Here is a 22,046-nt window from a genome sequence, read left to right as displayed (position 1 = left end):
ATATGGAAGAAATTAATTTGGACATTCACGAAGTAAATCAAGGCGCGGTTATTTCTGTCATTGGTGTTGGCGGTGGCGGTTCTAATATGGTGAGTTATCTTACCACAACTAATCCACATAATGCTATAAGGCTTATTGCTGCCAATACTGATATTCAGCATTTACAAAGCACTAATGCTGCTGTCAAAATGAAACTTGGAGAGAAGCTTACTAAGGGATTGGGTGCAGGAATGCAACCAGAAATTGGAAAAAGAGCAGCGGAAGAAACTTATGAAGAGATTAAAGCTGTATTAGCAGATTCAGATATTGTTTTTATTTCTGCAGGATTGGGTGGTGGCACAGGCACAGGTGCTGCACCAGTCATTGCCAAAGCCGCAAAAGAAGTAGGCGCATTGACAATTTCTATTATCACCAAACCTTTTAAAATGGAGGGTATGAAACGTTCTCGTCTTGCTGAAGAAGGATTAAGAAATTTAAAACTAGAAAGTGATTGTTTAATTGTAATTCCTAATGATCGTCTTTTATCTATTATTCCTAAAAATTATGGCTTACGCGAAAGTTTTAATATGGTTAATGATGTCCTTGCTAGAGCAGTTAATGGGATTTCAGGTGTTATTTTAGAACATAGCGCGCATGACATTAATGTAGATTTTGCTGATGTCCAAACTGTTATGAGTTATAAAGGTCTAGCGTTAATGGGTATTGGTGAATCAAGTGGAGATGGTGCTGCCTCTCATGCTGTGCGTATGGCAATAGAATCTCCGCTTTTTGATAATATTTCTATTAATGGCGCAATGGGCATACTTGTCAATTTTGAGATACACAGCAACTATCCTCTTTTGGAAATTCAGGAAGCAATGGAGATTGTTAATGCAATCGGAGATGCAAATGAGGCAGCAATCGTATTTGGAACAAGAACATTGAATGATATACCACAGGATTTTGTGCGTGTAACAATCGTTGCAACAGGCTTTGAGAAAGAAGTTGTAGGAGGTAGTGATTGTGAATCTTCTTCTAAAACCCATACTAGCCAAAAAAGTTTAGAACAATCTCGCGATCTCATTATTGATATACAGAGAAGAAAAGTGAGTGGTGATGAGTTTCGTTTGCTCACAGATGAGCACGATAGCATTGATGTGCCAACCTATTTGCGTAACCAAAAAGACTGATATTATACTAGCAAATTGGATTAATTGAAAATATGCAAGAAGTTGATTTAGACATTCGCGTAGTAAATCAAGGTTGGGTTATTTCTGCCATTGGTGTTGGCGGTGGCGACTCTAATACGGTGAGTTATCTTGCTATGACTGATTCACCTCATGACCTTGAGGTAGATTTTGTCGATATCCAAAAGGTTATGAGCTATAAAGGTCTAGCGTTAATGGGTATTGGTGAATCAAGTGGAGATGGTGCTGCCTCTCATGCTGTGCGTATGGCAATAGAATCTCCGGATAATATTTCTATTAATGGCGCAATGGGCATACTTGTTAATTTTGAGACACACGGCAACTATCCTTTCTTGGGACTTCTTGAAGCAATGGAGATTGTTAATGCAATCGGAGAAAATGAGGCAGCAATCGTTTTTAGAGTAATAACATTGAATGATATACCACAGGATTTTGTGCGTGCGACAGTCATTGCAACAGGTCTTGAAAAAGAAGTCATAGGTAGTGGTGATTGCGAAATCAACGCATAAATCGTTCAGAATCGAATTTAGTAAATTAAGATTCTATAAATACAAACAAAAGAATTTAATAATGGCTAAAATAGTGTTGAAAATCAAAAGTAGGGTATCAAAGATATGGTATGCTCGGAGGGATTCAAACCCCCGACCTACAGGACCGCAACCTGTTGCTCTATTCAGCTGAGCTACGAGCACTTGTATTCTTAAATCAATTAAACGATCTAAATTTGAAATTCTAGCTAAAAATCCTTAAAACTCACTTCAAATTTAAATAAAATTTGTTATAATCTGAATCTTTTTTACATTTTAAAGAAAGTAGGTGATTAGATGCCCGGTATCAAAGTTAAAGAAGGTGAATCGTTTGAAGAAGCATACAGAAAGTTCAAAAAACAAACAGATCGAAATCTTGTTGTAACAGAGGTGCGAGCTCGAAGGTTTTTTGAATCAAAAACTGAAAAGCGTAAAAAACAAAAAATCAACGCTAAGAAGAAAATGCTCAAACGACTTTATATGCTTAGACGCTACGAATCTAAACTCTAAAATCAAATTGCGCTTTAAGCGTAATTTGATTTACTTCGCTTCATTTTTTACTGACACAATTGCTTAATCGTTGCTTTTATTTCACTATAATCATAAAAAATAAAATTAGGATTTGCGATGAACTCTCCTCTCGTTCGTATCGTTTCTCTCACTAAAACTTATAAAAATGTTACGGCTCTTAGAAATGTGAATTTAGAGATTCCGCAAGGTCGGATAGTCGGATTATTAGGACCTAATGGTTGTGGTAAAACAACAATGATTAAAATTCTCGTAGGGCTTTTGCAACAATATGAAGGAGAGGTTTATATTGACGGATTCAAACCCGGCATACAAACAAAGTCTATCGTGGCTTACTTGCCTGATAGAAATATCCTTAATCCCGCAATGAATGCGTTTGAATGCGTGAAGTTTTTCGAGACTTTTTATGCAGACTTTGACAGCACACAAGCTAAAGAAATCATCAATGTTCTTCAGATTCCCACTAATCGCCCAGTCAAATCAATGTCTAAAGGCACAATCGAAAAGCTTCACTTGCTTCTCACGCTTTCTCGCCGCGCAAAAATCTATATTTTTGATGAGCCGATTGCGGGAGTCGATCCTCTAGCGCGTGAGCAAGTTTTTGAGCTGATTTCTCGCTATGCAAATGCTGATGCAAGTATTTTGCTTGCTACACATCTTATCCACGATGCACAGAAGATTCTGAATGATGCGATTTTTCTCTACGAGGGAGAAATTTTGCGTTATGAGAGTATAGATCGCATCATTTCTGCTGACCAACCTCATCTTGAGGAAGCATTTAAAAGCGACTTTAAGGCAAAAATCAACCAAAAGCAGCAAATCTCATCACAATACGGAGAGGCATTATGAAAGGCTTTCTAAGAGATTTTTTCAATTTATTCAAATATGAGCTTTTATCAAGTGCAAAGTCTTTGCTTTTTACTTATGTCTTAGGTATGGTTTGTTTTTGTCTTGTTATTATTGTCCCAGACCGCAATAATATTGTGCTTTTTAGTAGCTTTGATTGGCTTGAGCTAGTGGTTGGTTTTATAAGTGTCGCAAGCTTTGCTGCTTTCTTTGTCATTTTAGTTTTGCGGGTATTTCATACTTTTTGGCGTGAGATTTTTGGCGCACAAGGATACCTTACGCTGACACTTCCTGTGAGTCTTGATGCGATTTTGCTTTCTAAAATCTTTACTTATACATTTTGGATTGTTGCTGGAATCATTTTGGGACAATTTATCATTATGTTTGTCGATAATGGACGCAATGTATCTCCCAAAACATTTGTGGATTCTTTTGTGTTTTATCACACGATTTCGACTATTTTTTGGATTTGTTTTATTCTTTTTATTACTGCATTGTTAAATGCCCTTCAAGTGCGTTCCTTTGTATTTATTAAGGGCTTCTTGTTAGCTCTTGTGATTTTTATCATCAAAAAGATTCTTGGTTTTTCAATCATTATTTCAGACTTTGAGCAAAATGCGCTTATGATATGGTTTGACAATAGCTCTTTGTCCCTTTTACTTGATGTGGTGTTTAGTATTCTTTTCTATCTTGGCGCACGATTTTTGATCATTTATAAGCTTGAATTGGAATGACTACATTTAGCAGGGTTTTAAACGATAGATTCTTAGCCAAAAGCTATGTCCTTTTAATCTTCCTTAACACCCTTATTTTATTTGGTTCTCAATATTTTGTCTATACTAAACATTGGGATTTGTATTGGTTTAGCTCATTTTTTTATCGCGAATTGCTTTTTATTACGAGTTATTTTTTAGTCTTTTATGCGCTTAGTTTTTTGCCTAAGCGTTTGTGTTATTTATTTGTTGGTGTGATTCTTGCACTTAGCGGTGTTTGTTTTGTGATTGATGCTTTTTTGCTTCATCATTTTGATACGAATCTCAACTCTTATCTTGTCATTGTGGCTTTAGAGACAAATCCTCAAGAAAGCAAGGATTTCTTAGCAAACTATCTTGATGCCTCACTTTTTGGAATCTATGCCCTTAGCGCGGTGGCGATAGTGATTTTGTGGCGTCTTATCAAGCCTGTGTTAATCTCGCCAAAGATTCTAGGAGCTGTGATTTTTGTCAATCTTACTATCCTTGCTGTAATGATTTTCACTCACACAAAGCCCTTAAACGAAGATTGGTCGGATATGCTTTATAATTATACTAAGCAGATTTATCGCGCGATAAATGGCACGCAAGGCTTTATTGAAGAGTATAAAAAGCTCAATGCAAAATTCGATAGTTTCGCTCATAGTCTTGAGGTAAAGCCCAGCAAGCAAAAGATTGGCAATATCGTTTTGGTGATTGGAGAATCCACCCAACGCGATAAACTTAGCCTTTATGGTTATCCACTATCGACTACGCCGCTTTTAGAATCGCTTAAAAGCCAAAAGCCTGATAATTTTTTGATTTTTAATGATGTGATTTCTGCCCATGCCCAGACACACGAATCTCTTTCGCTTTCCCTCACTTTTGCCAATCAAGATAATGCACAAGGTATAGAGACTTTGCCTTTACCCAAATCAAAAAAGAAAGCCAATCCCACCCCACCGCTCAAGGAATGGTATGAATACCTTAATCTGATAGATTCTCTAAAGCTTGGCGGTTATCACACCATTAGTATTTCCAATCAAGAGCCGGTTAGTCTTTTTGGTAATGCCGCCGCGACAATCCTCAAACGCGCCGATGAAGTGGAGTTTGTGAATGTCAATGACAAGATGAGCACGACAAAATTTGACGAGAGTATTTTGGAAATACTTGATTCTTATATAGAATCTCCTGAAGAGAATCTGCAATCAAGTCAAGATAAAAATCCCACCAAATCGTCTTTTGGGCGGTTTTTTGCTTTGCATTTAATGGGTAATCACGCCAAATATTATAATCGCTATCCGACAGAATTTGCTCACTTTGAGCCTGAAGATATGCTTTGCCAAATTGACAGCGAAGCCATAAAAGATACGCCGCAAGGTGGAGATTCACCTAGCCCGAGCACAATCCCATCAGAATCCACGCAAGAAAATGCGCATTATGACAATAGCGTGCTTTATGGGGATTTTGTCCTAAGTGAGATTATTAAGCGATTTGAAGATAAAGATTCTATTGTGATTTTTTTTAGCGATCATGGCGAGGAGATTTATGATTGGCGTTCATTCATTGGACATTCAGATTCTAAAATCTCGCGTTTTATGGTTGAAATCCCCTTTATGGTGTATGTCTCTGATGAATTTATCTCCAAACATCGTGCATTGTATCAACGTATCAAAAAAGCGCAAAATCACCGCTATATGAATGATGATTTGATTCATAGTATTTTGGATATTGCCGGTGTGAAAATGAAAGGCTTTGAGCCAAAGCGCAGTATCTTTAGTGCAAACACAACGCTTTTAGATTCTCGCAAACGCATTGTCGGCAATGCAAACAACGCAAAAGATTATGACAAGGAGTTAAAAGAGCAAAAAAGCTACATTGAGCAGGGGTTATGCCATATTGAGCGACACAAGGAAGAGGAATGATAGGGAATATTTTAAGCAAGATACTGCAAAATCCATTTTATGATAAACGATTTTTTCGGACATTTTTAGCCACCTTTGCACTTAACTTTATTGTGCTATTTTTCTCACATTATATAGTGCTACAAGCACATTTTGATATGTATTATATGTTAAGTTTTATATACAGAATAATAATGTTTTTTGTAAGCTATATCGCGTTATTTTATCTCATTTATTTGCTTCATTTTTATTTCTTACAAAATTTTCTCTTAGGTATTATTCTGCTAGGCAGTGTAGTATGCTATGTTGTAGAGATATTTTTACTCTATACCTTTGATACACCGCTTAATTCGTATCTTATCATCGTATTTTTAGAGACAAATCTCCAAGAGAGCATAGAATTTTTACATACATACTTCAATCTTACATTTTGTCTCATTTGTATTGCTTCATTTCTTGTTGTATGGGGTATTTATAGGCTTAATCCCCCACCTTTGCATACTTTACGCTCTTTGAAATGGATATATGCTTTTTTATTTTTGCTTGTCATAGGTGCTCATGTTGCACACTTGCGTCCATCAAGCCCTATGTTACGCTATTCTGACATACTCTATCATACATTTCACTCATTTCATCGCGCTTTGAGTAAGACTCAAGCTTTCATTGAAGAATACAAAACATTGAATGCCAAGTTCGATAGCCTCTCTTCAACACTTCAAGTAGAAAAAGCAGAAAATCCTATTGATAATATCGTGCTGATTATCGGAGAATCTACTCAAAGAAACAAACTAAGTCTTTATGGTTATCCTTTACCTACAACGCCACTTTTAGATCAACTCAAGCACACAAAACCAGAGAATCTTATTGTCTTTAATGATGTGATTGCTCCTCATGCTCAAACGCATGAATCTCTCTCACTTTCCCTCACTTTTGCCAATCAAGATTCTCAAGGCATAGCGACATTGCAAGATGAAACATCTCAATCCACACAAAAGGAATGGTATGAATATCTCAATATCATTGATGCCTTTAAACTCGGAGGCTATGAGACCTTAAGTATCTCCAATCAGGAGGGAGTTTCTCTCTTTGGTAATGCCGCTGCAAGTATCCTTAAGAGGGCTGATAGGGTAGAGTTTGTGAATGTGGGCGATAGTCTTGATTTGACCAAACACGATGGGGCATTGCTCCCCATGCTTCAGTTATACTTATCCCCCCCCCCCACAGAAAATCGCTTTATAGTTTTGCACCTTATGGGCAGTCATGCGCGTTATGAAAGTCGCTATCCGGTAGATTTTAAATATTTCCATAGTGAGAATGTAATCGCGCCCACATTTGCCCATAAATCCACACTAGCAGCCTATCTCAACTCCGTTCTCTATGGGGATTTTGTCATCAGTGAGATTATTAAACAATTTAAAGATTCTGATTCTTTGGTGTTATTTTTGAGCGATCATGGAGAAGAAGTCTATGACTTTAGAGACTTCATCGGACATTCAGATTCTAAAATCTCGCGTTTTATGGTTGAAATCCCCTTTATCATCTATGTAAGCGATACTTTTATAAACAAACACCCTATGCTTTATGAGAGAATCCAACAAGCCAAAGACCAACGCTATATGAATGATGATTTAATCCATACTCTGCTTGATATAGCAGGGATCAGCCTTAAGGGCTATGAGCCACAAAGAAGTATTATAAGCCTTGATAAAAGCCTCTTAGATAAAAGAATGCGTAAAGTAGGAGATAAAAGTAATCTAAAAGATTATGATAAGGAATTGATGCAAATACCCACACCAAAACAAGAGAATCTGGAGCATTGATTAGAGCCAATTTGTTTATTTTTTATTAAAAAGCACTTCTTCCCATAATGGCAGTATAGTCTCTTTGCTAAATCTGTCTTGTATGATTTTCTTGGCTTTTTTGCCCATTGCTTTGCGTTTAGATTCATTGCTCATAAGCTCTAGTAGCCTTTCTGCATAGCTATTTATATCATTATCCTTGATAAGATAGCCGCTTACATTAGATTCTATAATATCACTTGGTCCTGTGGCAATATCAAAAGCGATACAAGGCAAGGCATAGCTGCTTGCTTCAGCTAGCACCATACCAAAGCCTTCAAAATGACTTGCCATAGCGTATATACTTGCGCTTAAGTATTGTGATTCTATATCTTTTGTGAAAGGTTTTAGGATTATTGAATCTGATAAATTCTTTGCTTTTATTTTAGATTCTATTTGTTCTTTGAGCTTACCACTGCCTACTATCACTAATGACCATTGTAAGAGATGGGAATCTAAGCCTTGTTTTTTGATTTTATTTTGCACTTCTTCCCAAATATCAACTAGTCTTAAAAAACCTTTTTGATCGCCTTTATCCATACGCCCAGCGGATAAGATTCTACATTGATGAGAATCTGTGCTAGATTCTGGCATATAGGGCAAGAAGTTGGGAATGACTTTGATATTTTGATGATAGCTTTGCCAAGTGGTAAGCTCATAGTGTGAGAGGATAACTAAGGTAGAAAATCGCTCAAAAATCACCCTTTTTCTTGTATTCATTTTTTGAGGAGCGTTTAAATGCCATAATCGCACATATTGTGTGTTACAAGCTTTTTTGGGAGGGATATACCAGCCATCATTTGCTAGGAGCGCATCTGGTTTAGAATCTGCGATAATATTATTAATCTTATGACAGAGATAATAGCGATAGATGCTTTTATAAAAAAGCTTTTTTATAGAGTTTTTGGTCTTTGGGGATTTGCCTGATAGAAAGGTTATCTTGATATTTTTATCTAATTGATAGGATATGTCGTTATGGAGTGCAAAAAAGCTTATAATTTCTACATCATAGCCTACTTGATTTAAGGCATTAGCGAGGTTGGCACATACCCTCTCGCCCCCGCCGGTTTCTGTAATGTCTTTAAGCGTGATGACAAGACGCTTCATTCTCTCTCTTTTGTTTGTTTGTGAAGTTCATAGAGTTTAGCATAGCGGAAAAACGCACCATTAGCGTTCAAAAGAGCGACAATAAAGCCCTTGTAGCCGTATTTGAATCCTCCACGCACAAGATAATCTTTGGCAAAGGTTACAAAGAATCGTGCAATTGCCCCAAACATACTCGTCTTTTTGCCCTGCTTGTATTTCTGTTGTGCGGAGTAGGTTGTATAGCGATCCATTTTGGCAATGATAGATTCTATATTTGATGCAGCATAGTGCTTGATGCCGCTTTGTAATTTGAGTGTTTGCGCATTTTGGGGGATTATCACGCTTTCATGCACGACATTATCATTAAAACGCGTGAAATTTTTATTAAAAAGTCTCCATACATAGTCGGGATACCAGCCACAGGCTTTTATCCACTCTCCATTATAGAGATTTTTACGCGGGAGGGCGTAAATTGTATTTGTTTGGAGAGTCATTGTAGTGAGTGCTTGTTTTGTGCTCTCTTCTAAAATCTCATCAGAATCAATACTTAAAATCCAATCATTTTTAGCATAACTCACTGCGAGATTTTTTAACGCACCAAAGCCGATGAATGCGCTTGTGTAGATTCTGACATTAGGGAAACTTTGAGCGATACTTTGCGTGTCATCGGAGCTTTCATTATCAAGCAAGATGACTTCATCGAAATCTTTTAAGGCTTCAAGGCATTCTTGAAGCGTCTTTTGGGCATTTTTAGCAAGTATTGTAACGCTGATAGAAGAAAGATTGTTCATAAGAACTCCATATCACAATAGGTTTTGTGAAAGTATTTTACCAAAAGCCTAGAAATTTTTGTGCAAGATTAGGCAGGTTAAAGTCAATTTCCCAATACAATATAAGGGCTAGAAGCTAAAGCTTCCGCCGATTCGGAGATTAAAGTATTGAGGGACTTTGTATGAATTGACTTGAGTGAAAGTTGTGCTGCTTTGCACAGATACATCTAAGAATCCAAAGAGATTTAGCCCACCTGTAAGGATAAGCCCTGTATCTTGACGCAAATCTTTCATCGCTCCTAATCGCAAGTCTAAGATTTTTAAATCTAAAGCGACACCGCCCCCTATCATTTGGCTTTGTTGCTTGATATTACTAAAAGCAAGTAAGTCATTAGGAGCGAGATCCGCATCAAAGGCGAGGTTGATAAATTTTGAGTTGTAGCCTATACCGAAACGATATTGAGGCTTGATAGTGATGTCGTTAAAGGTCGATTTGAATGAGGGTGAATTGAGATTCTTTCCTACGACACCTATCGTGAGGTAACGAAATTTAGGCAAATCAAGCTCATAAAGCAAACCTACATCGATTCCGTAAGTATTTGATGAAATTGCATTATCAAGTGAAGCAAAGCGTGTAAGCTCTTCTTTAAAGTTTGTATCTGAAGTGATATTCATTTTATTTTGGTGAGTGATGCCATTCATCAATTTTCCTACAACCCCTATATTGACATTACCCCTCTTGAGATAAAATGTCCGCGCATAGCCGATAGGGATTTCAGACAAGATAAAGCTTGTGGCAATAAGCTTATGCGACTCGTCATTATTGGTTTGCAATGAAGCAATAATCGAATATTTCTCATAATCATCTTTTGTGCTTTGTGTCAAAGCATAGCTATTGCCATTATTGACTAATTCATAATAGCCATTCCCGCCGTTGATAATCAGACGCAATTTGTCTTCATTTGCTCTGATAGAGATACTTGAATATACCGAACCAAAATACGCCACACCCAATGAGCCAAGCTTTTCATTGAATGTTTTGCTTGAGATTTGCAAGATTACACCATTTTGACTTACTGCGTTGAGGTGATTGCTTTTAAGCACATCTTGGATTGTGGCTATATCATTGATGCTTTTGTCTAATCCTTTATCACCGCCTTTATCAATGGTGATTGATGAGAGAAGTTTGCTTGTATCGAATTGGAGATTGTCATATTCTATATTTCCTGCGATAGATTGTAGTAATGCTTTTTGTTCAGCAGTGAGCGCATTGCTTTGCTGGACTTGTGTTTGAATCGCCCCAATTAATGCGGAATAATCACTTCCCACACTTTGTAAATAAGTCTGTAAATCTTGATTAATATCATTACTAGGGACTTGTCCAGAGCTTGCCAATACAGAATTTAAGGCGTCTTGAACGATACCGGTAAATTGACTTGGATTTGCTCCACCAGCACTGCTAAAGGTGTCGATTAGTCTTTCGGCTGTGTTTTGCATATTTTTGACATCAATATCAGCTAATGGAGCGAGGTTGCGCTCTTTCAAGCCTAGACCTAGTGAATATCCGATTTTGACTTTTGGGTCAGAGCTTAGAAGTGCAGGATTGTAGTAAAGCCCCCAAGCAGAATGTTTGAGAGCCACTCCAGCTCCTCCCATTCCCGCAGAGGTGTTGCCCATAGATCCAAATTCTAAAGCTCCTAATGTAGAAACTAATCCTAAACTTCCCCAAACACATATTTTTGCAAACATTCAGCCCCCATTACCATTATCGCAATATGCAATTATTTCGCCACCAAAACAGGAATCGGCGAAGAATTGATAAAACTATTTTGATGAGAATTAAAAATACGATGCAAGAGTGAAGATTCACTTGCTCCGATAACAAGTAAATCGTAATTATTAACAATTTCTAAAACGACATCAATCGGATTCCCGGTTTTGAGAATCTTTTGGCACATAATACCCTCTTTATTGAAGGATTGTTCAAATTCGCTAAGAATATTGTTGGATTTTTCATTCTCAATATTCTCGATTGTGCCATAATCCACAATGCCACTCTCCGCATATACGACAATTTCAGGTGTTACATGCAAAAGTGTTAATTCGACTTCATCACGATGTCCAAAAAATTTGATAATCGTTTGGATAGCTCTTCTACACTCTTGCGTATCGCTTACACCAAATAATAGCTTTGTCATCGTTGCTCCTTAAGAATGATTTACAAAATCCATTATATCACAAAAATCGGCATTGTATAAAAGGACATTGATTTTCGCTCCAGCCCGCACATACTCGACATTATTAAAGACAGCAATTGCATTATTGCAGCGCATATTGCCTAGAGAGCTTGAGCCAATTTTGCCACGATTATAGAGATGAAAAGTATCTTTATGCGCAGTGCCTAAAACAATCGAAGTCGTATTTGGATTGAGTTTAAGCTCTGAATCAAGCGTTAGCGTGAAAGATTGAGGATAGATTCTCACACCTCCTTGCAGAGATTCTAAAAGAGGCAAAATTAAAGTGTGTAAATGCAGTAAAAGCGCAAGAGGATTACCCGGAAGCAATATGACGATAGAATCTTTCCATTGAGCAATCGCTAGATGACGACCCGGCTTGACATTAATACCATCAAAAATAAATGTCGCCCCATTGTTAAGCAGTGTTTCTTTGAGTAAATCCGCATCGCCCACGCTCGCACCCCCGCTTGTGATAATCACATCATATTGGCTTAAGTCATCAAGCGCGGCTTGTAAAGATTCTTTACAATCACTAAGAATGCCTTTGTATTCGCAATCATAAGCGTATTTTTGTAGCAAAGTCATAATGCTTGTGGCATTGGTGTTGTAGATTTGATGAGGGAGGGCTAATTCGTGTGGTTCAATCACTTCATCACCGCTTGAGAAGACAGCGATTTTTAGTGGTTTGTAAGTGAGAATCTCATTTATTCCTTGCGAGGCAATCAGGCTAAGATCAAGATGAGAAAGCCTTTGTCCTTTTGAGACAAGGACAGAATCTTCTTTGATTTCTTCACCTTTAAAGCGGATATTTTGTCCCATTGTGATAGAGGGATTGTGCGTTATTGATGCGGGAATGGCGATGAGATTATTTTCAAGCGGTTGTGTCCATTCAAACTGCACAACAGCTTGCGTATGTAAAGGCAGCATTGAACCCGTCATCACTTTATAAGTGTGTCCTTGAGTGAGTGTGAATTGCGAGGCATTATCACCTGCGAGAATCTTCCCATCACACACGCATTGCTTTCCCCAATCATCAAGTAATATCGCATAGCCGTCCATTGCTGAAGTATCAAGCGGTGGTAAAGGGCGCGAAGCGATAATATCTTCAGCGATAATGCGTTTGGCAGAGTTAAAAAGCGAAGTGCGTTGTGTGGCATGAGAGAAGTTTTTTGTGATGTTTTGAACGAGTGCAAAAGCTTGAGTAAAACTGACAGATTCCATTATGTGTCCTTTAAAGGTGGAGTTGGATAATTTGGTGATATGCAAAGGCGATTTTTTGCGTGATAATTGCAATTTGATGAGGTTCAAGATGTCTATAACTCACGCTTAAAAGCTCCCGACAATGTTTTTCTTCATAGCCCATTGTTTGTAAGACAAAAGAGGGTTTAGCCTTACCAAAGAGACAATCCTGCCCATTAATCGCAAAGATTTGCTCCACGCTTAAGGCTTGAATGAGTGTGCGTGCCTTGATGTTTTTCAATCTCAAAGGCAGGGCATTTGGCGGTGTGTCATCAAGAGATGCGAAAGTGTCTAGATTCTCACCTAAATGTCTTTGGAGGGTTTGGTAAAACAAATGTTTTGAATCAACGATAGGCTCTTGTGCGAGAATCTGCATCAGTGCACAATCAAAAGATTCAAAGAAATGTTCTTGCCACAGATTTAAAGCGGATATATCCTCCAAAAGTCGCGTATGACGCTTGTCATCATAAAGAGATTGGGAAAAAAACATTGCGCCATTGCAAGGGGCTAGCCCGATGTTTTCAGCATTGACAAGCCACAGAATCTGTGGGTGATTGATACGCATAAGAGAAGTAAGTATCTGTGTATTTAAGAAACTTAATTGCATAGAAATATCGATAAAGGCGATAAAATCAGGGATATGCGTTTGAAGCGTTTTGAGCAAAGATTCAATAGGATTTATTGTCAAAATATCTTGATTGATTAAAGGGATAAAAAAGACATTTGCACCGGCTTTTATGGCAGATTCTATACTATTTTCTCCGCTTGATTTTAATGTGCCTTTTTGGCCAAGATAAATCCAATAAAGCGCATCAGGAGCAATTCTCTCAAAAAGTTTGCCTGCATAAAAGCTTTGCTGGTGGAGGCTTGGGCAAAGAGCGATTTTATATTGATGCGCATAGAGTGCGCAAAAAAGCGACAAAAAATCCCCCGCACTGAATCTAAACATCTCACAATGTGCCTTGCCTAATCGTTGTGAGAGGCGCACAGAATCTTCTTGAAGTGTTTGGATTATCGCAGGATTTAGGGCGTTAAAATGAGGATACACATCTTTACACAGAGCGTTAAGCTGCTGATTTTGAGGAAAATTTGCGAGGAAATCTAATCGAGTGCTTTGCATTAGGGATTCTTTGTAGGAGGATTATATTTGAAAAATCGCTTATTATCGCTGCTTTGTATATCGTCAAATTGATCAAGATATTCTAAATAGCTGATAAGATATTTACGTGATAGCTGCGTGTAATTTTTGAGTATTGCGACATCAATATAGCTATGTTTGCGGATAATATCGCGCATTTGTTCGATAAGTGCATTCAAAGAAGAATGCGTGATAAAAACATTGTGTGTGATTCTCACGACTTTTTGTGCTTGACAAAGGGCTTTTAGGGCTTCATCACCCGCTTTTTTGTCAATATCAAGCATATCATAGATATTGTAGGGTGCAAGAGGTGCAGTGTCTTGTGAAAGTAAAATCTGATAAATCTTATCTTGAAGATATGCTTTAATATCTTTGATTTGGCAATGTTTGGAAATATATAAGCTCCCATTTTGCTCGATAAAATGTTCGCAAACAAGCTCATCAAGTGCTTTTTGCAAAAAACTTTCGCTTGCCCATTTGAATTTATAAGTAAGGCTTTGGGCTGATAAGAGAGCGGATTTATTGCGTGCGAAAATCTCAAGAATCGCATTTTTCAGCAATTCAAGCTGTGAGAGTGGATAAAGGGTAAGTGATTTTTTATCGACAAATACTGCATCAAGATTTTGTGCAATTTCAAGGCTTTGTGCGTGGCTTAAGCAAAAGCGTTGCGTGGAGCTCACAAGCCCAAAGCCTTTTTTATGAATTAATGAGAGTTGTGAAAATGCGCTGCTAAAGTCATTTTTTGCAAGTGCTTTGAGTAAAACAATCCGTTGTTCTTTCTTAATCGGATCAATGATGGGATTGAGAATCACCCCTCCGATGACATTAAGGCTCTCGTTGCGTAAAATGAAATGTTGAGAGAAAATACCAAAAACAGGCTCATCGCATTTGAGTGTGGCAAAATACATCGTCTTTGAGCCATAAGAATGTGTTTTTGTTTGGGCATTGAGTAAGCAAAGCTTGGCATTTATTTTGCGTGAGCCTAAAAAGAATTGATAATGCGCGTTGTGCTGAAAGATATTGTCTTCAAATGCAAATAATCCCACATCAATTTGATCAAATCCGCGCAAAAAGCCTTTTTGTGAGATGAGATCGCCTCGTTGCAAGATGTCGTAATTGATTTTGTTAAGGTTAAGGGCGACACGATGAGAAGGAGTCGCAATAGGCGAGGATTGGTCGTGAATCTGTATGGCGCGGACACTGACTTCTTGAGCATGATGATAGACATAGAGTTTTTGTCCGACTTCGCATTGTCCGCTTAGGACGCTTCCTGTAACGACACAACCTGCCCCTTTGATACTGAATGCACGATCAATGTAATACACAAACAAACCAAAGTCGCGTTTGGAGGGTTTAGGAATCTGATCAAGCAAGGATTTAAGACGATTGATAGGCGTGTTATGATAAGAATCTTGTGCGTGAGGCAAGAGGGAGGTTTCAATCATCGCGTGGAGATTCATATCTAATGTGTCAAAAAGGCTTGTGATATTTTTCTGGAGATTCTGAAGATAGGAGGGCGGTTGTGATTGAATCTTGTCGATTTTGGTAATGACACAAATACATTGTGTGATGCCTAGCATATCAGCGATTTGCAAGTGTTCTGTGGTTTGAGGCATAATACCATCATCAGCAGAAATGACAAGGAGCAAAACATCAATCCCAAATGCCCCAGCAATCATATTTTTGACAAGTTTATTGTGTCCGGGCACATCGATAAAAGAGACATTGCGAGAGGGGAGAGTGAGATGAGAAAAGCTTAAATCAATCGTAATACCTCTTTGCTTTTCTTCTGCTAGCTCATCGCCATCAAATCCATTGAGAGCTTTAATCAGTGTCGTTTTACCATGATCAATATGCCCTGCTAAGCCTACAATTAAGTCATTATGAGAATCTGTCATTGTTTCCCTTATTTTCTTGATGTGCAATGTGGTTTAGAATCTCTACAATGCGCTTTTCATCGTCTTCTAAAAGTGTGCGCACATCAAGGAGTATGCGGTTTTGTTTGGTTGAGGTGATTAAGCCTTTTTCGCGTAATAGAGATTCTAAGGTTTTGGTGGGAATCTGTGTGTGATAGAGTGAGACACCAAAAGAGGCAAAAGTCTCTTCTGGTAAGCTTCCTCCTCCGGCAATTGATTGAAGATTGATCATTTCGCATTGAATATGTGGGATATTTTTGAGCGATTCATAGAGGGATTGTGTTTTTTGTTGCAGTGCTTCTTGAGGGATTTGCAGCATTGCTAAAGTAGGGATTTTATGCCATTGCCGCTCTTTGTAGGCTTTGAGTGTCGCTTCAAGGGCTAGAATAGTGAATTTATCCACACGCAACGCACGCAAAAGCTGATTTTGTTTGAGTTGTTTAATCAAAGCACTTTTTCCAATGATAATGCCTGCTTGAGGACCTCCGAGCAGTTTATCCCCGCTGAAACTAATCAAAGAGGGTTTGTGCTTGAGAATCTCCTTGACACTGGGCTCATTGGGCAAATCCAGCACCCCTAAATGCCCACTCCCTAAGTCATAGTAATCAATCAAGCCATGTTCCTGCGCAAGATGTGTCAATGCGCGCATATCACACGATTGCACAAAGCCTATTTGTTTGAAATTACTTTGGTGAGTTTTCATAATCATTGCGCTTTGCTCGTTGATAGCCTCTTGGTAGTCTTTGAGATGCGTTTTGTTGGTGCTTCCTACTTCGCGTAAAATGCTAGAGGCACATTTCATCACTTCGGGGATTCTGAAGCTCCCGCCAATCTCGACAAGCTCTCCTCGTGAGATGATGACTTCTTTATTCCGAGCAAAGGTGTTAAGAATCAAAAGCACTGCAGAGGCGTTATTATTGACAAGCAGAGCATCTTCGCAACCTAGCATCTCGCATAATGTCTCTTTCGTGTGAATGTATCGCTCACCGCGTTTGCCCGTATGTAGGTCGTATTCAAGTGTGTGGTAGCTTTGTAAAAAAGGTGTGATTTCATCAAGTAGGCTTTGAGAAAAGATACTTCGTCCAAAATTTGTTTGCAAAATCACACCGGTAGCATTGATGATACGCTTTAGTGTAGGCTCTTGTGCAAGTTTGCATTGAGCCTTAATCGTAGGGACAAGCTGCTCTAATCGGATTTGTAGCTGATTTTCATCAATCTTTTGAGCAAGAATCTCATCACGCAAAGTGTTTAATGTAGAAGTGATGACACGCTTAAGTGTGGCTTGAGGTAGATTCTGCAAGTCTTGATGCGAAAGCAATGTATCAACTTTGGGGAGCAGTTTAAGTAAATGGCGCATATCGTCTCCTTAATAAAACGAATGATACCATATTTTAAATTTATAAATTTTTGAATAAAATTTGGCAACAGGTAAATAAGGATTCTGCAATGCCATTGAGAAAATTAATATACGCAATGATTATTTGTGTGATGGTAGATTCTGTAATTTTTATAGAATCTAAGGCAGAGGAGCGATGCTTTATGCCCGAACAAATAGCTACCAAAGTATATGCTGCACATATCAGCAATCTGTGGTTGTCTGAAAGAGCTCAAGATTCAACAATACGAAGCATCATCACTGCTTTGTATCCTTCTGCAATCTATGTCGAGGCTTTATCATGGGGGGAAGAAGCGGAGATTTATACTTTTGAAACACCGATTAAAAATCTTGTCGTATTGGCACAGAAAGACGATAAGGGGAGTGTTGATGATTGGTTTCCTAATAGCGAGGGTATGTGGGATTTTAGGCTCAATGGCAAAGTGATTTTACAAAAGCCATTTTTGCCTAAAGGCAGTGTATTAGCTGTCAGGACTGCAACTACAGGTAGCGCAAGTATTGGTGGCGTAGTGGAGTTTGAGCTTGAAAATGGTGTGAAAATACAGCATACCATTACAGAAGATGGGCTGGGAAGTGATTATTTTTATGATATGCAAGGGGTTTTGCATAGTGAATGTGAGGCTTTAAGAAGATAAACAAGACTTAAGCTTAGATTCTGACAAGGTGAGAATCTACTGCATTGCAAAAAATGGAAAAATCAAGTCATCACAATTGATTAACGCACAAAGCGCGATTTTAAGATTCTGCAGAGTTTTTTGTATCGATATTTATAGGGGTGTCTTAATCGCCATATTTGCTCCTCAAGCTTAGAGATATTGTGCTCTAGGGTTTTGATGTGTTCGTCATTTTGTATGATGCTTTCTTTGGAGTAATCAAGAATCAATTTTCTTAATTTGAATTCTTCCTCAAAGCCACAAGTATTCTGTGCCATATCCCACCATCTATCGGCGACAAATGTTTGCATCGCATCACTATGCCTTATAAAAAAGCTGCTCCACGCTTTAGCAGGACCATTGCAGTGAATGATTTTGATATGCTTCATAATTTTTTGTAGTTTGATAGTCTCTTCTTGATTGTGTTTGATGATGATATATTGATAAAGGTAGAGTCCATAGTGTGGAGGCAGGATAAATGAATCAGTGATCGCAACATTAATCGCATCTTGATTAGCAAAATCGGTGATATAGTTTTCAAGAAAACTGATACATTTGGATAATATATCATTCTTCCGCCACTGCTCCATATCAATCAGCAATAAACCAGAACAGAAATACTGATTTGTTTGTGTAACTAAATCTTTACCACTATCTCTAGCCTTAAAATTTAGAGTGCAGCTAAATGGTGAGCTAAAGCCATTTGAAGCAGCTAGAATCTTGCCCTTTAAATCAAGCGCAAAAAGTTCTCTTATATCACACAATACAAGCATATCAGTATCAAGATAAAGTGCCTTTGTAACCTCACTTGGCAGAATCTCATCGATGAGCAAACGATAATATGCACTATAGCTTTTGTCTCCATTAAAGCCCCACTTTTTATATGGACGAAATATGCTATCATCGATGATGTGGGTTTTGATTTGGCATGGATAGCGTTGATTGAGATTAGATTCTAAGAGTTTTAATTTATGAAGAGAATCTTGCGAAATAAAGTCGCTAATAATATGAAAGCAATACCCTTCATGCTCGTTTGAAGATTCTGTATTATTTTGCTGTGAAAATTTATCTAAATGTATAATGGGGGGGGGGGGTAGTAGTATCTACTTTGTTTGCTTGAAAAATAGAATCTGTGCTAAAACTTGAAAAATCTCTTGATGTGTCTGTGTATGCAATAATATTTGTCATTAGCACAGCGGTGTATTTGATGTAGTTTTCATCAGCGTTAAAGACTATGTGTAGCATTTGACTTCCTTTTGTTTTATGAAGTGAGAATATTATGAAATGAATAATACCATAAAATAGAGGATTTGGAGGCTATAAGGTAGGCTAAAATATGATGAGTGATGATTTAAGTTTGATGCTTTAGAATCTATGGCAGAGAGGAAGGGACTTTATATTTATGGGCTTAAATGCCTTGTGTAAGGCTTTAATGTTTATATTGTCCCCAATCTGTCCCCAGTAATCATAAAGAACTCTTACCTTGCTGTTTTAAAGATTTAACATCTCTTCTTTATATTGCTTTTGTAGATTCGTGCTGACTTTAGCTTTGGAGTTTTTCTTGGAGTTTGGCAATCCTAGCATCACCTAGCTTTTTTGTTTCACGAATTTTCTTTCTCCATTTTAGCCAATCTTCCAACCACCAACCGAGAAATAGCTCATAAATGTAATATGTAATTATTCCCCCAATAAGAACGACAAGTATAGAGGCAAGGAGAAGAAAGAAAAAGCCCACTAATACATATCCAGCCCACTCTGTGCCAAAGACTAAATCAATCACAAAGCATACTAGGGAAGCACCACAGCCAAGAATAGCGATAATGCTAAAAATCTCTTCGAATTTATATTTAAAGAAGTCGTTTATTTTATTTCCAAAATCACTCATCATAAACCTCCTTTAAAGCTTGGGGCTTAAACATTTTATAATACATTCATTATAACACAAGGATTTTCAAAATGCAAACACAGCTTACTTTAAAACTAATTCCCGAGATGAGTGCATTATCAAGTGCTATTGATAAAGTTACTAGAGATACGAGTGAGGCTCTAAGTAAAACCATCGATGCACCTTTGAAAAATTTAAAAAATAAACTAAACACAGAATTTAAGATAGGTAAATCATTACAGGGACCTATATTACCTACCCAAAGCATTAATGAGATGAAAAAGAAATTAAAAGAGGCAATGAGAGTAAAATTGGACTTAGATTTGAGTGCAGCGAATGCAAAAATAGATTCTATGCGTTATCAAATACTTGGCACATATGCTTCTTTTAAAAGTATAGTAGGCAAACCTATCTCTGTAGCTATGGAGTTTGAAAGCTCAATGGCAGATGTCAAAAAAGTCGTAGATTTTGCAAGCAAAGAGGAGCTAAAGGGATTTGAAAACCAAATTTGGGAGCTAACTAAAACTATTCCTTTAGCGGCTAAAGATTTAACCGCAATCGTGGCAAGTGGGGGGCAACTAGGATTAGAGAAAAATATACTTATCCCCTTTACTGATGTCGTGGCAAAAATGAGCACTGCCTTTGATATGAATACAAGCGAGGCAGGGGATACCATAGCAGGGCTTATGAAAAAAATGGGCATAGGCATTGATGAAGTAAAAGAGCTAGGCGATGCGATTAATTATATCGGGGCAAAGAGTGCAGGAAGTCCTAGAGAAGTCGTAGCAATATTAGGGCGTATTGGAGGTATGGCAAAAACGATTGGTTTAAGTGCCGAGCAGACTGCAGGATTAGCAGGGGCATTTGCTAATATGAAGATTCCAGCTGACCAAGCGGGGACGGCTATCAATAAAATGCTAAGTGTTTTGGGGAATGCTGATGGTGGCACAACTCGATTTCAAAGTGCGCTAGGCAAAATAGGCTTAAGTGGGGAGGAACTTAAAGAAATGATGAGTGATAATCCCTTGCAAGGTTTAAGGCAGGTGTTAAAGTCAATCGAGGGAGTGGAGCAGAGTGCAAAAATTGGAATCCTTAAAGATATGTTTGGAGAAGAGGCGGGACCCAAAATAGCACAAATTACTGCAAATATGGGGGAATTTGATAAGATTCTAGGGCTTGTGGCAAATAAAGAGAATTATTTAGGCTCAATGCAAAAGGAATTTGATGAAGTGAGTAATACTACTGCAAATGCGATACAATTAATGCAAAATAGTTTTACTAGGATAGCTAATGCTGTAGGAAGTGTCTTTTTGCCGACTCTAGCAAAGGTTATGAAAATGACCGCTTCTGTGGCTAGTAAATTTGCAGAGTGGTTAGAGAGATTCCCTGCTATAACAGGAGCAATAAGTTGGACAGGAGTTGCGCTTGTTGGTTTAAAAGTAGTTATTATCGCTGTAAAGAGTGCAAGTGCCTTATTGACACTTTTTACTTATCCCCTAACAAAATCTTTTATTGCATTGAGATTTACTACCATAGGCAATACCTTAGCTCTTGCAAAACATCGCGTTGCTCTTATCGCTTCAAGTGTCGCTACAAAAACTCACATTGTAGTAAGCAAAATGGCAAATCTCGCTACAAAAGCATGGGGCGTTACAACGCAGTGGTTTGCTAGAATCTTTAAAATGAGTATGTGGGGCGTGAGAGGAGCGTTAATCGCCACAGGCATAGGGGCATTGATGGTAGGCATTGGCGTGGCTATTTCCTATGTATCGGAGAATTGGGAGAGTATCGCGCCACGATTAGTCGCGGTGTGGGAGTGGATAAAAGAGGCAATGTCGCCTATCATAGAGTGGTTTAAAGGGGTATTTGGCTTTATCGCTCAAGGGATTGACAAGGTGCTAAGTGGAGCGAGGGCAGTTAGTGATTTTTTAGGCATTACGGATTCCCAAGATTCTATAAATTCACTCTCCCCAGCTCTTAGCACACAAGGCTTAGTCGATAGCACGATAGCTTCGCAGCAACAAAACGCACAAAATTTCTATAACTCCGCGCAAAGTAGGCAAATCAATGATAACAAAACGATTTATATCACAACAAGTGCAAATGCTAATGAAGTCGCTAGAGCTATTGCAAGCAATAGTTATAGCTATGAGGATTAAGTTTTA

The 22,046-nt window shown here is 38.1% G+C and carries 20 protein-coding genes and 1 tRNA gene; 9 read left to right on the top strand and 12 right to left on the bottom strand.

From position 1 onward, the window contains the following. The first annotated feature begins 2 nt into the window (after positions 1 to 2). On the top strand, positions 3 to 1,169 hold the full coding sequence (gene ftsZ, locus LS68_RS08310) for a cell division protein FtsZ (protein WP_138091400.1): 1,167 nt from the start codon (positions 3 to 5) through the stop codon (positions 1,167 to 1,169). 32 nt (positions 1,170 to 1,201) lie between these two features. Next, entirely contained in the window at positions 1,202 to 1,696 is a 495-nt protein-coding gene (locus LS68_RS08305; RefSeq protein WP_138091398.1) for a hypothetical protein, read from the top strand. A 106-nt stretch (positions 1,697 to 1,802) separates the two neighbouring features. On the opposite strand, the gene LS68_RS08300 is transcribed toward LS68_RS08305, so the two are convergent. After that, positions 1,803 to 1,879 (bottom strand) — tRNA-Arg (locus tag LS68_RS08300). Positions 1,880 to 2,011: 132 nt separating this feature from the next. On the opposite strand from LS68_RS08300, the gene rpsU reads away from it, so the two are divergent. The 5 genes from rpsU (at position 2,012) to LS68_RS08275 (ending at position 7,543) form a co-directional block, all read left to right on the top strand. After that, positions 2,012 to 2,224 (top strand): 30S ribosomal protein S21, encoded by a 213-nt coding sequence (rpsU, locus tag LS68_RS08295; RefSeq protein ID WP_034372203.1) that lies wholly within the window; start codon positions 2,012 to 2,014, stop codon positions 2,222 to 2,224. Between the two features lie 117 nt (positions 2,225 to 2,341). Then, positions 2,342 to 3,091 carry an ABC transporter ATP-binding protein gene (locus tag LS68_RS08290; RefSeq protein WP_052100461.1) on the top strand — a complete coding sequence of 250 codons (750 nt, stop codon included), beginning with the start codon at positions 2,342 to 2,344 and terminating at the stop codon, positions 3,089 to 3,091. Continuing rightward, the gene (locus tag LS68_RS08285) at positions 3,088 to 3,822 is read left to right on the top strand and encodes a hypothetical protein (RefSeq protein ID WP_034372206.1); all 735 of its coding nucleotides are present in this window, start codon (positions 3,088 to 3,090) and stop codon (positions 3,820 to 3,822) included. The genes LS68_RS08290 and LS68_RS08285 overlap by 4 nt, the downstream gene beginning before the upstream one ends. After that, positions 3,819 to 5,744: a phosphoethanolamine transferase gene (locus tag LS68_RS08280; protein WP_138091396.1), complete on the top strand. Its 1,926-nt coding sequence runs from the start codon at positions 3,819 to 3,821 to the stop codon at positions 5,742 to 5,744. The genes LS68_RS08285 and LS68_RS08280 overlap by 4 nt, the downstream gene beginning before the upstream one ends. Next, a complete protein-coding gene (locus LS68_RS08275; protein WP_138091394.1) occupies positions 5,741 to 7,543 on the top strand; it encodes a phosphoethanolamine transferase in 1,803 nt (600 codons plus the stop codon). The genes LS68_RS08280 and LS68_RS08275 overlap by 4 nt, the downstream gene beginning before the upstream one ends. Positions 7,544 to 7,558: 15 nt before the next feature. Here the strand turns inward: LS68_RS08275 and LS68_RS08270 are convergent, their stop codons facing one another. The 8 genes from LS68_RS08270 to selA all read right to left on the bottom strand — a co-directional run bounded on the left by LS68_RS08270 (position 7,559) and on the right by selA (position 17,304). Next, positions 7,559 to 8,668: a glycosyltransferase family 4 protein gene (locus LS68_RS08270; RefSeq protein ID WP_138091392.1), complete on the bottom strand. Its 1,110-nt coding sequence runs from the start codon at positions 8,666 to 8,668 to the stop codon at positions 7,559 to 7,561. After that, positions 8,665 to 9,438: a glycosyltransferase family 2 protein gene (locus LS68_RS08265; RefSeq protein ID WP_034371839.1), complete on the bottom strand. Its 774-nt coding sequence runs from the start codon at positions 9,436 to 9,438 to the stop codon at positions 8,665 to 8,667. Before LS68_RS08265 ends, LS68_RS08270 begins: the two co-directional genes overlap by 4 nt. A gap of 108 nt (positions 9,439 to 9,546) precedes the next feature. Continuing rightward, on the bottom strand, positions 9,547 to 11,166 hold the full coding sequence (gene traF / locus LS68_RS08260; protein ID WP_052100414.1) for a conjugal transfer protein TraF: 1,620 nt from the start codon (positions 11,164 to 11,166) through the stop codon (positions 9,547 to 9,549). Positions 11,167 to 11,198: 32 nt separating this feature from the next. After that, positions 11,199 to 11,615 carry a universal stress protein gene (locus LS68_RS08255; RefSeq protein ID WP_034371844.1) on the bottom strand — a complete coding sequence of 139 codons (417 nt, stop codon included), beginning with the start codon at positions 11,613 to 11,615 and terminating at the stop codon, positions 11,199 to 11,201. Positions 11,616 to 11,624: 9 nt separating this feature from the next. Then, on the bottom strand, positions 11,625 to 12,875 hold the full coding sequence (locus tag LS68_RS08250) for a molybdopterin molybdotransferase MoeA (protein WP_034371847.1): 1,251 nt from the start codon (positions 12,873 to 12,875) through the stop codon (positions 11,625 to 11,627). Between the two features lie 10 nt (positions 12,876 to 12,885). Then, positions 12,886 to 14,013, bottom strand: coding sequence for a cysteine desulfurase (locus LS68_RS08245; protein WP_138091390.1), 1,128 nt, complete (start codon positions 14,011 to 14,013; stop codon positions 12,886 to 12,888). Beyond that, entirely contained in the window at positions 14,013 to 15,929 is a 1,917-nt protein-coding gene (gene selB / locus LS68_RS08240; protein ID WP_138091388.1) for a selenocysteine-specific translation elongation factor, read from the bottom strand. Before selB ends, LS68_RS08245 begins: the two co-directional genes overlap by 1 nt. After that, entirely contained in the window at positions 15,913 to 17,304 is a 1,392-nt protein-coding gene (gene selA / locus LS68_RS08235) for an L-seryl-tRNA(Sec) selenium transferase (RefSeq protein ID WP_052100171.1), read from the bottom strand. The genes selB and selA overlap by 17 nt, the downstream gene beginning before the upstream one ends. A gap of 89 nt (positions 17,305 to 17,393) precedes the next feature. Here selA and LS68_RS08230 point away from each other — a divergent pair, with 89 nt between their 5' ends. Next, the gene (locus tag LS68_RS08230) at positions 17,394 to 17,978 is read left to right on the top strand and encodes a hypothetical protein (protein WP_034369853.1); all 585 of its coding nucleotides are present in this window, start codon (positions 17,394 to 17,396) and stop codon (positions 17,976 to 17,978) included. Positions 17,979 to 18,058: 80 nt separating this feature from the next. On the opposite strand, the gene LS68_RS08225 is transcribed toward LS68_RS08230, so the two are convergent. From LS68_RS08225 to LS68_RS08215, 3 genes are all read right to left on the bottom strand, one after another. Continuing rightward, the gene (locus tag LS68_RS08225; protein ID WP_277872322.1) at positions 18,059 to 19,075 is read right to left on the bottom strand and encodes a glycosyltransferase family 8 protein; all 1,017 of its coding nucleotides are present in this window, start codon (positions 19,073 to 19,075) and stop codon (positions 18,059 to 18,061) included. Continuing rightward, entirely contained in the window at positions 19,062 to 19,241 is a 180-nt protein-coding gene (locus tag LS68_RS08220; protein ID WP_138091384.1) for a hypothetical protein, read from the bottom strand. The genes LS68_RS08225 and LS68_RS08220 overlap by 14 nt, the downstream gene beginning before the upstream one ends. A gap of 298 nt (positions 19,242 to 19,539) precedes the next feature. After that, positions 19,540 to 19,884, bottom strand: coding sequence for a hypothetical protein (locus LS68_RS08215; RefSeq protein WP_138091382.1), 345 nt, complete (start codon positions 19,882 to 19,884; stop codon positions 19,540 to 19,542). A gap of 68 nt (positions 19,885 to 19,952) precedes the next feature. On the opposite strand from LS68_RS08215, the gene LS68_RS08210 reads away from it, so the two are divergent. After that, on the top strand, positions 19,953 to 22,040 hold the full coding sequence (locus tag LS68_RS08210; RefSeq protein ID WP_034370002.1) for a phage tail tape measure protein: 2,088 nt from the start codon (positions 19,953 to 19,955) through the stop codon (positions 22,038 to 22,040). The last annotated feature ends 6 nt before the right edge of the window (positions 22,041 to 22,046 follow it).

This window comes from Helicobacter sp. MIT 05-5293 (assembly GCF_000765665.2).
Lineage (GTDB): Bacteria > Campylobacterota > Campylobacteria > Campylobacterales > Helicobacteraceae > Helicobacter_C.
Note: the sequence above shows the minus strand (reverse complement) of the source record. Positions and strands in the feature narration are given on the sequence as shown.

Bases quoted from the DNA above. Each gene is read 5' to 3' on its own strand.
- ftsZ (WP_138091400.1), top strand. From the start codon at position 3: ATGGAAGAAATTAATTTGGACATTCACGAAGTAAATCAAGGCGCGGTT.
- LS68_RS08305 (WP_138091398.1), top strand. From the start codon at position 1,202: ATGCAAGAAGTTGATTTAGACATTCGCGTAGTAAATCAAGGTTGGGTT.
- rpsU (WP_034372203.1), top strand. From the start codon at position 2,012: ATGCCCGGTATCAAAGTTAAAGAAGGTGAATCGTTTGAAGAAGCATAC.
- LS68_RS08290 (WP_052100461.1), top strand. From the start codon at position 2,342: ATGAACTCTCCTCTCGTTCGTATCGTTTCTCTCACTAAAACTTATAAA.
- LS68_RS08285 (WP_034372206.1), top strand. From the start codon at position 3,088: ATGAAAGGCTTTCTAAGAGATTTTTTCAATTTATTCAAATATGAGCTT.
- LS68_RS08280 (WP_138091396.1), top strand. From the start codon at position 3,819: ATGACTACATTTAGCAGGGTTTTAAACGATAGATTCTTAGCCAAAAGC.
- LS68_RS08275 (WP_138091394.1), top strand. From the start codon at position 5,741: ATGATAGGGAATATTTTAAGCAAGATACTGCAAAATCCATTTTATGAT.
- LS68_RS08270 (WP_138091392.1), bottom strand. From the start codon at position 8,668: ATGAAGCGTCTTGTCATCACGCTTAAAGACATTACAGAAACCGGCGGG.
- LS68_RS08265 (WP_034371839.1), bottom strand. From the start codon at position 9,438: ATGAACAATCTTTCTTCTATCAGCGTTACAATACTTGCTAAAAATGCC.
- traF (WP_052100414.1), bottom strand. From the start codon at position 11,166: ATGTTTGCAAAAATATGTGTTTGGGGAAGTTTAGGATTAGTTTCTACA.
- LS68_RS08255 (WP_034371844.1), bottom strand. From the start codon at position 11,615: ATGACAAAGCTATTATTTGGTGTAAGCGATACGCAAGAGTGTAGAAGA.
- LS68_RS08250 (WP_034371847.1), bottom strand. From the start codon at position 12,875: ATGGAATCTGTCAGTTTTACTCAAGCTTTTGCACTCGTTCAAAACATC.
- LS68_RS08245 (WP_138091390.1), bottom strand. From the start codon at position 14,013: ATGCAAAGCACTCGATTAGATTTCCTCGCAAATTTTCCTCAAAATCAG.
- selB (WP_138091388.1), bottom strand. From the start codon at position 15,929: ATGACAGATTCTCATAATGACTTAATTGTAGGCTTAGCAGGGCATATT.
- selA (WP_052100171.1), bottom strand. From the start codon at position 17,304: ATGCGCCATTTACTTAAACTGCTCCCCAAAGTTGATACATTGCTTTCG.
- LS68_RS08230 (WP_034369853.1), top strand. From the start codon at position 17,394: ATGCCATTGAGAAAATTAATATACGCAATGATTATTTGTGTGATGGTA.
- LS68_RS08220 (WP_138091384.1), bottom strand. From the start codon at position 19,241: ATGCTACACATAGTCTTTAACGCTGATGAAAACTACATCAAATACACC.
- LS68_RS08215 (WP_138091382.1), bottom strand. From the start codon at position 19,884: ATGATGAGTGATTTTGGAAATAAAATAAACGACTTCTTTAAATATAAA.
- LS68_RS08210 (WP_034370002.1), top strand. From the start codon at position 19,953: ATGCAAACACAGCTTACTTTAAAACTAATTCCCGAGATGAGTGCATTA.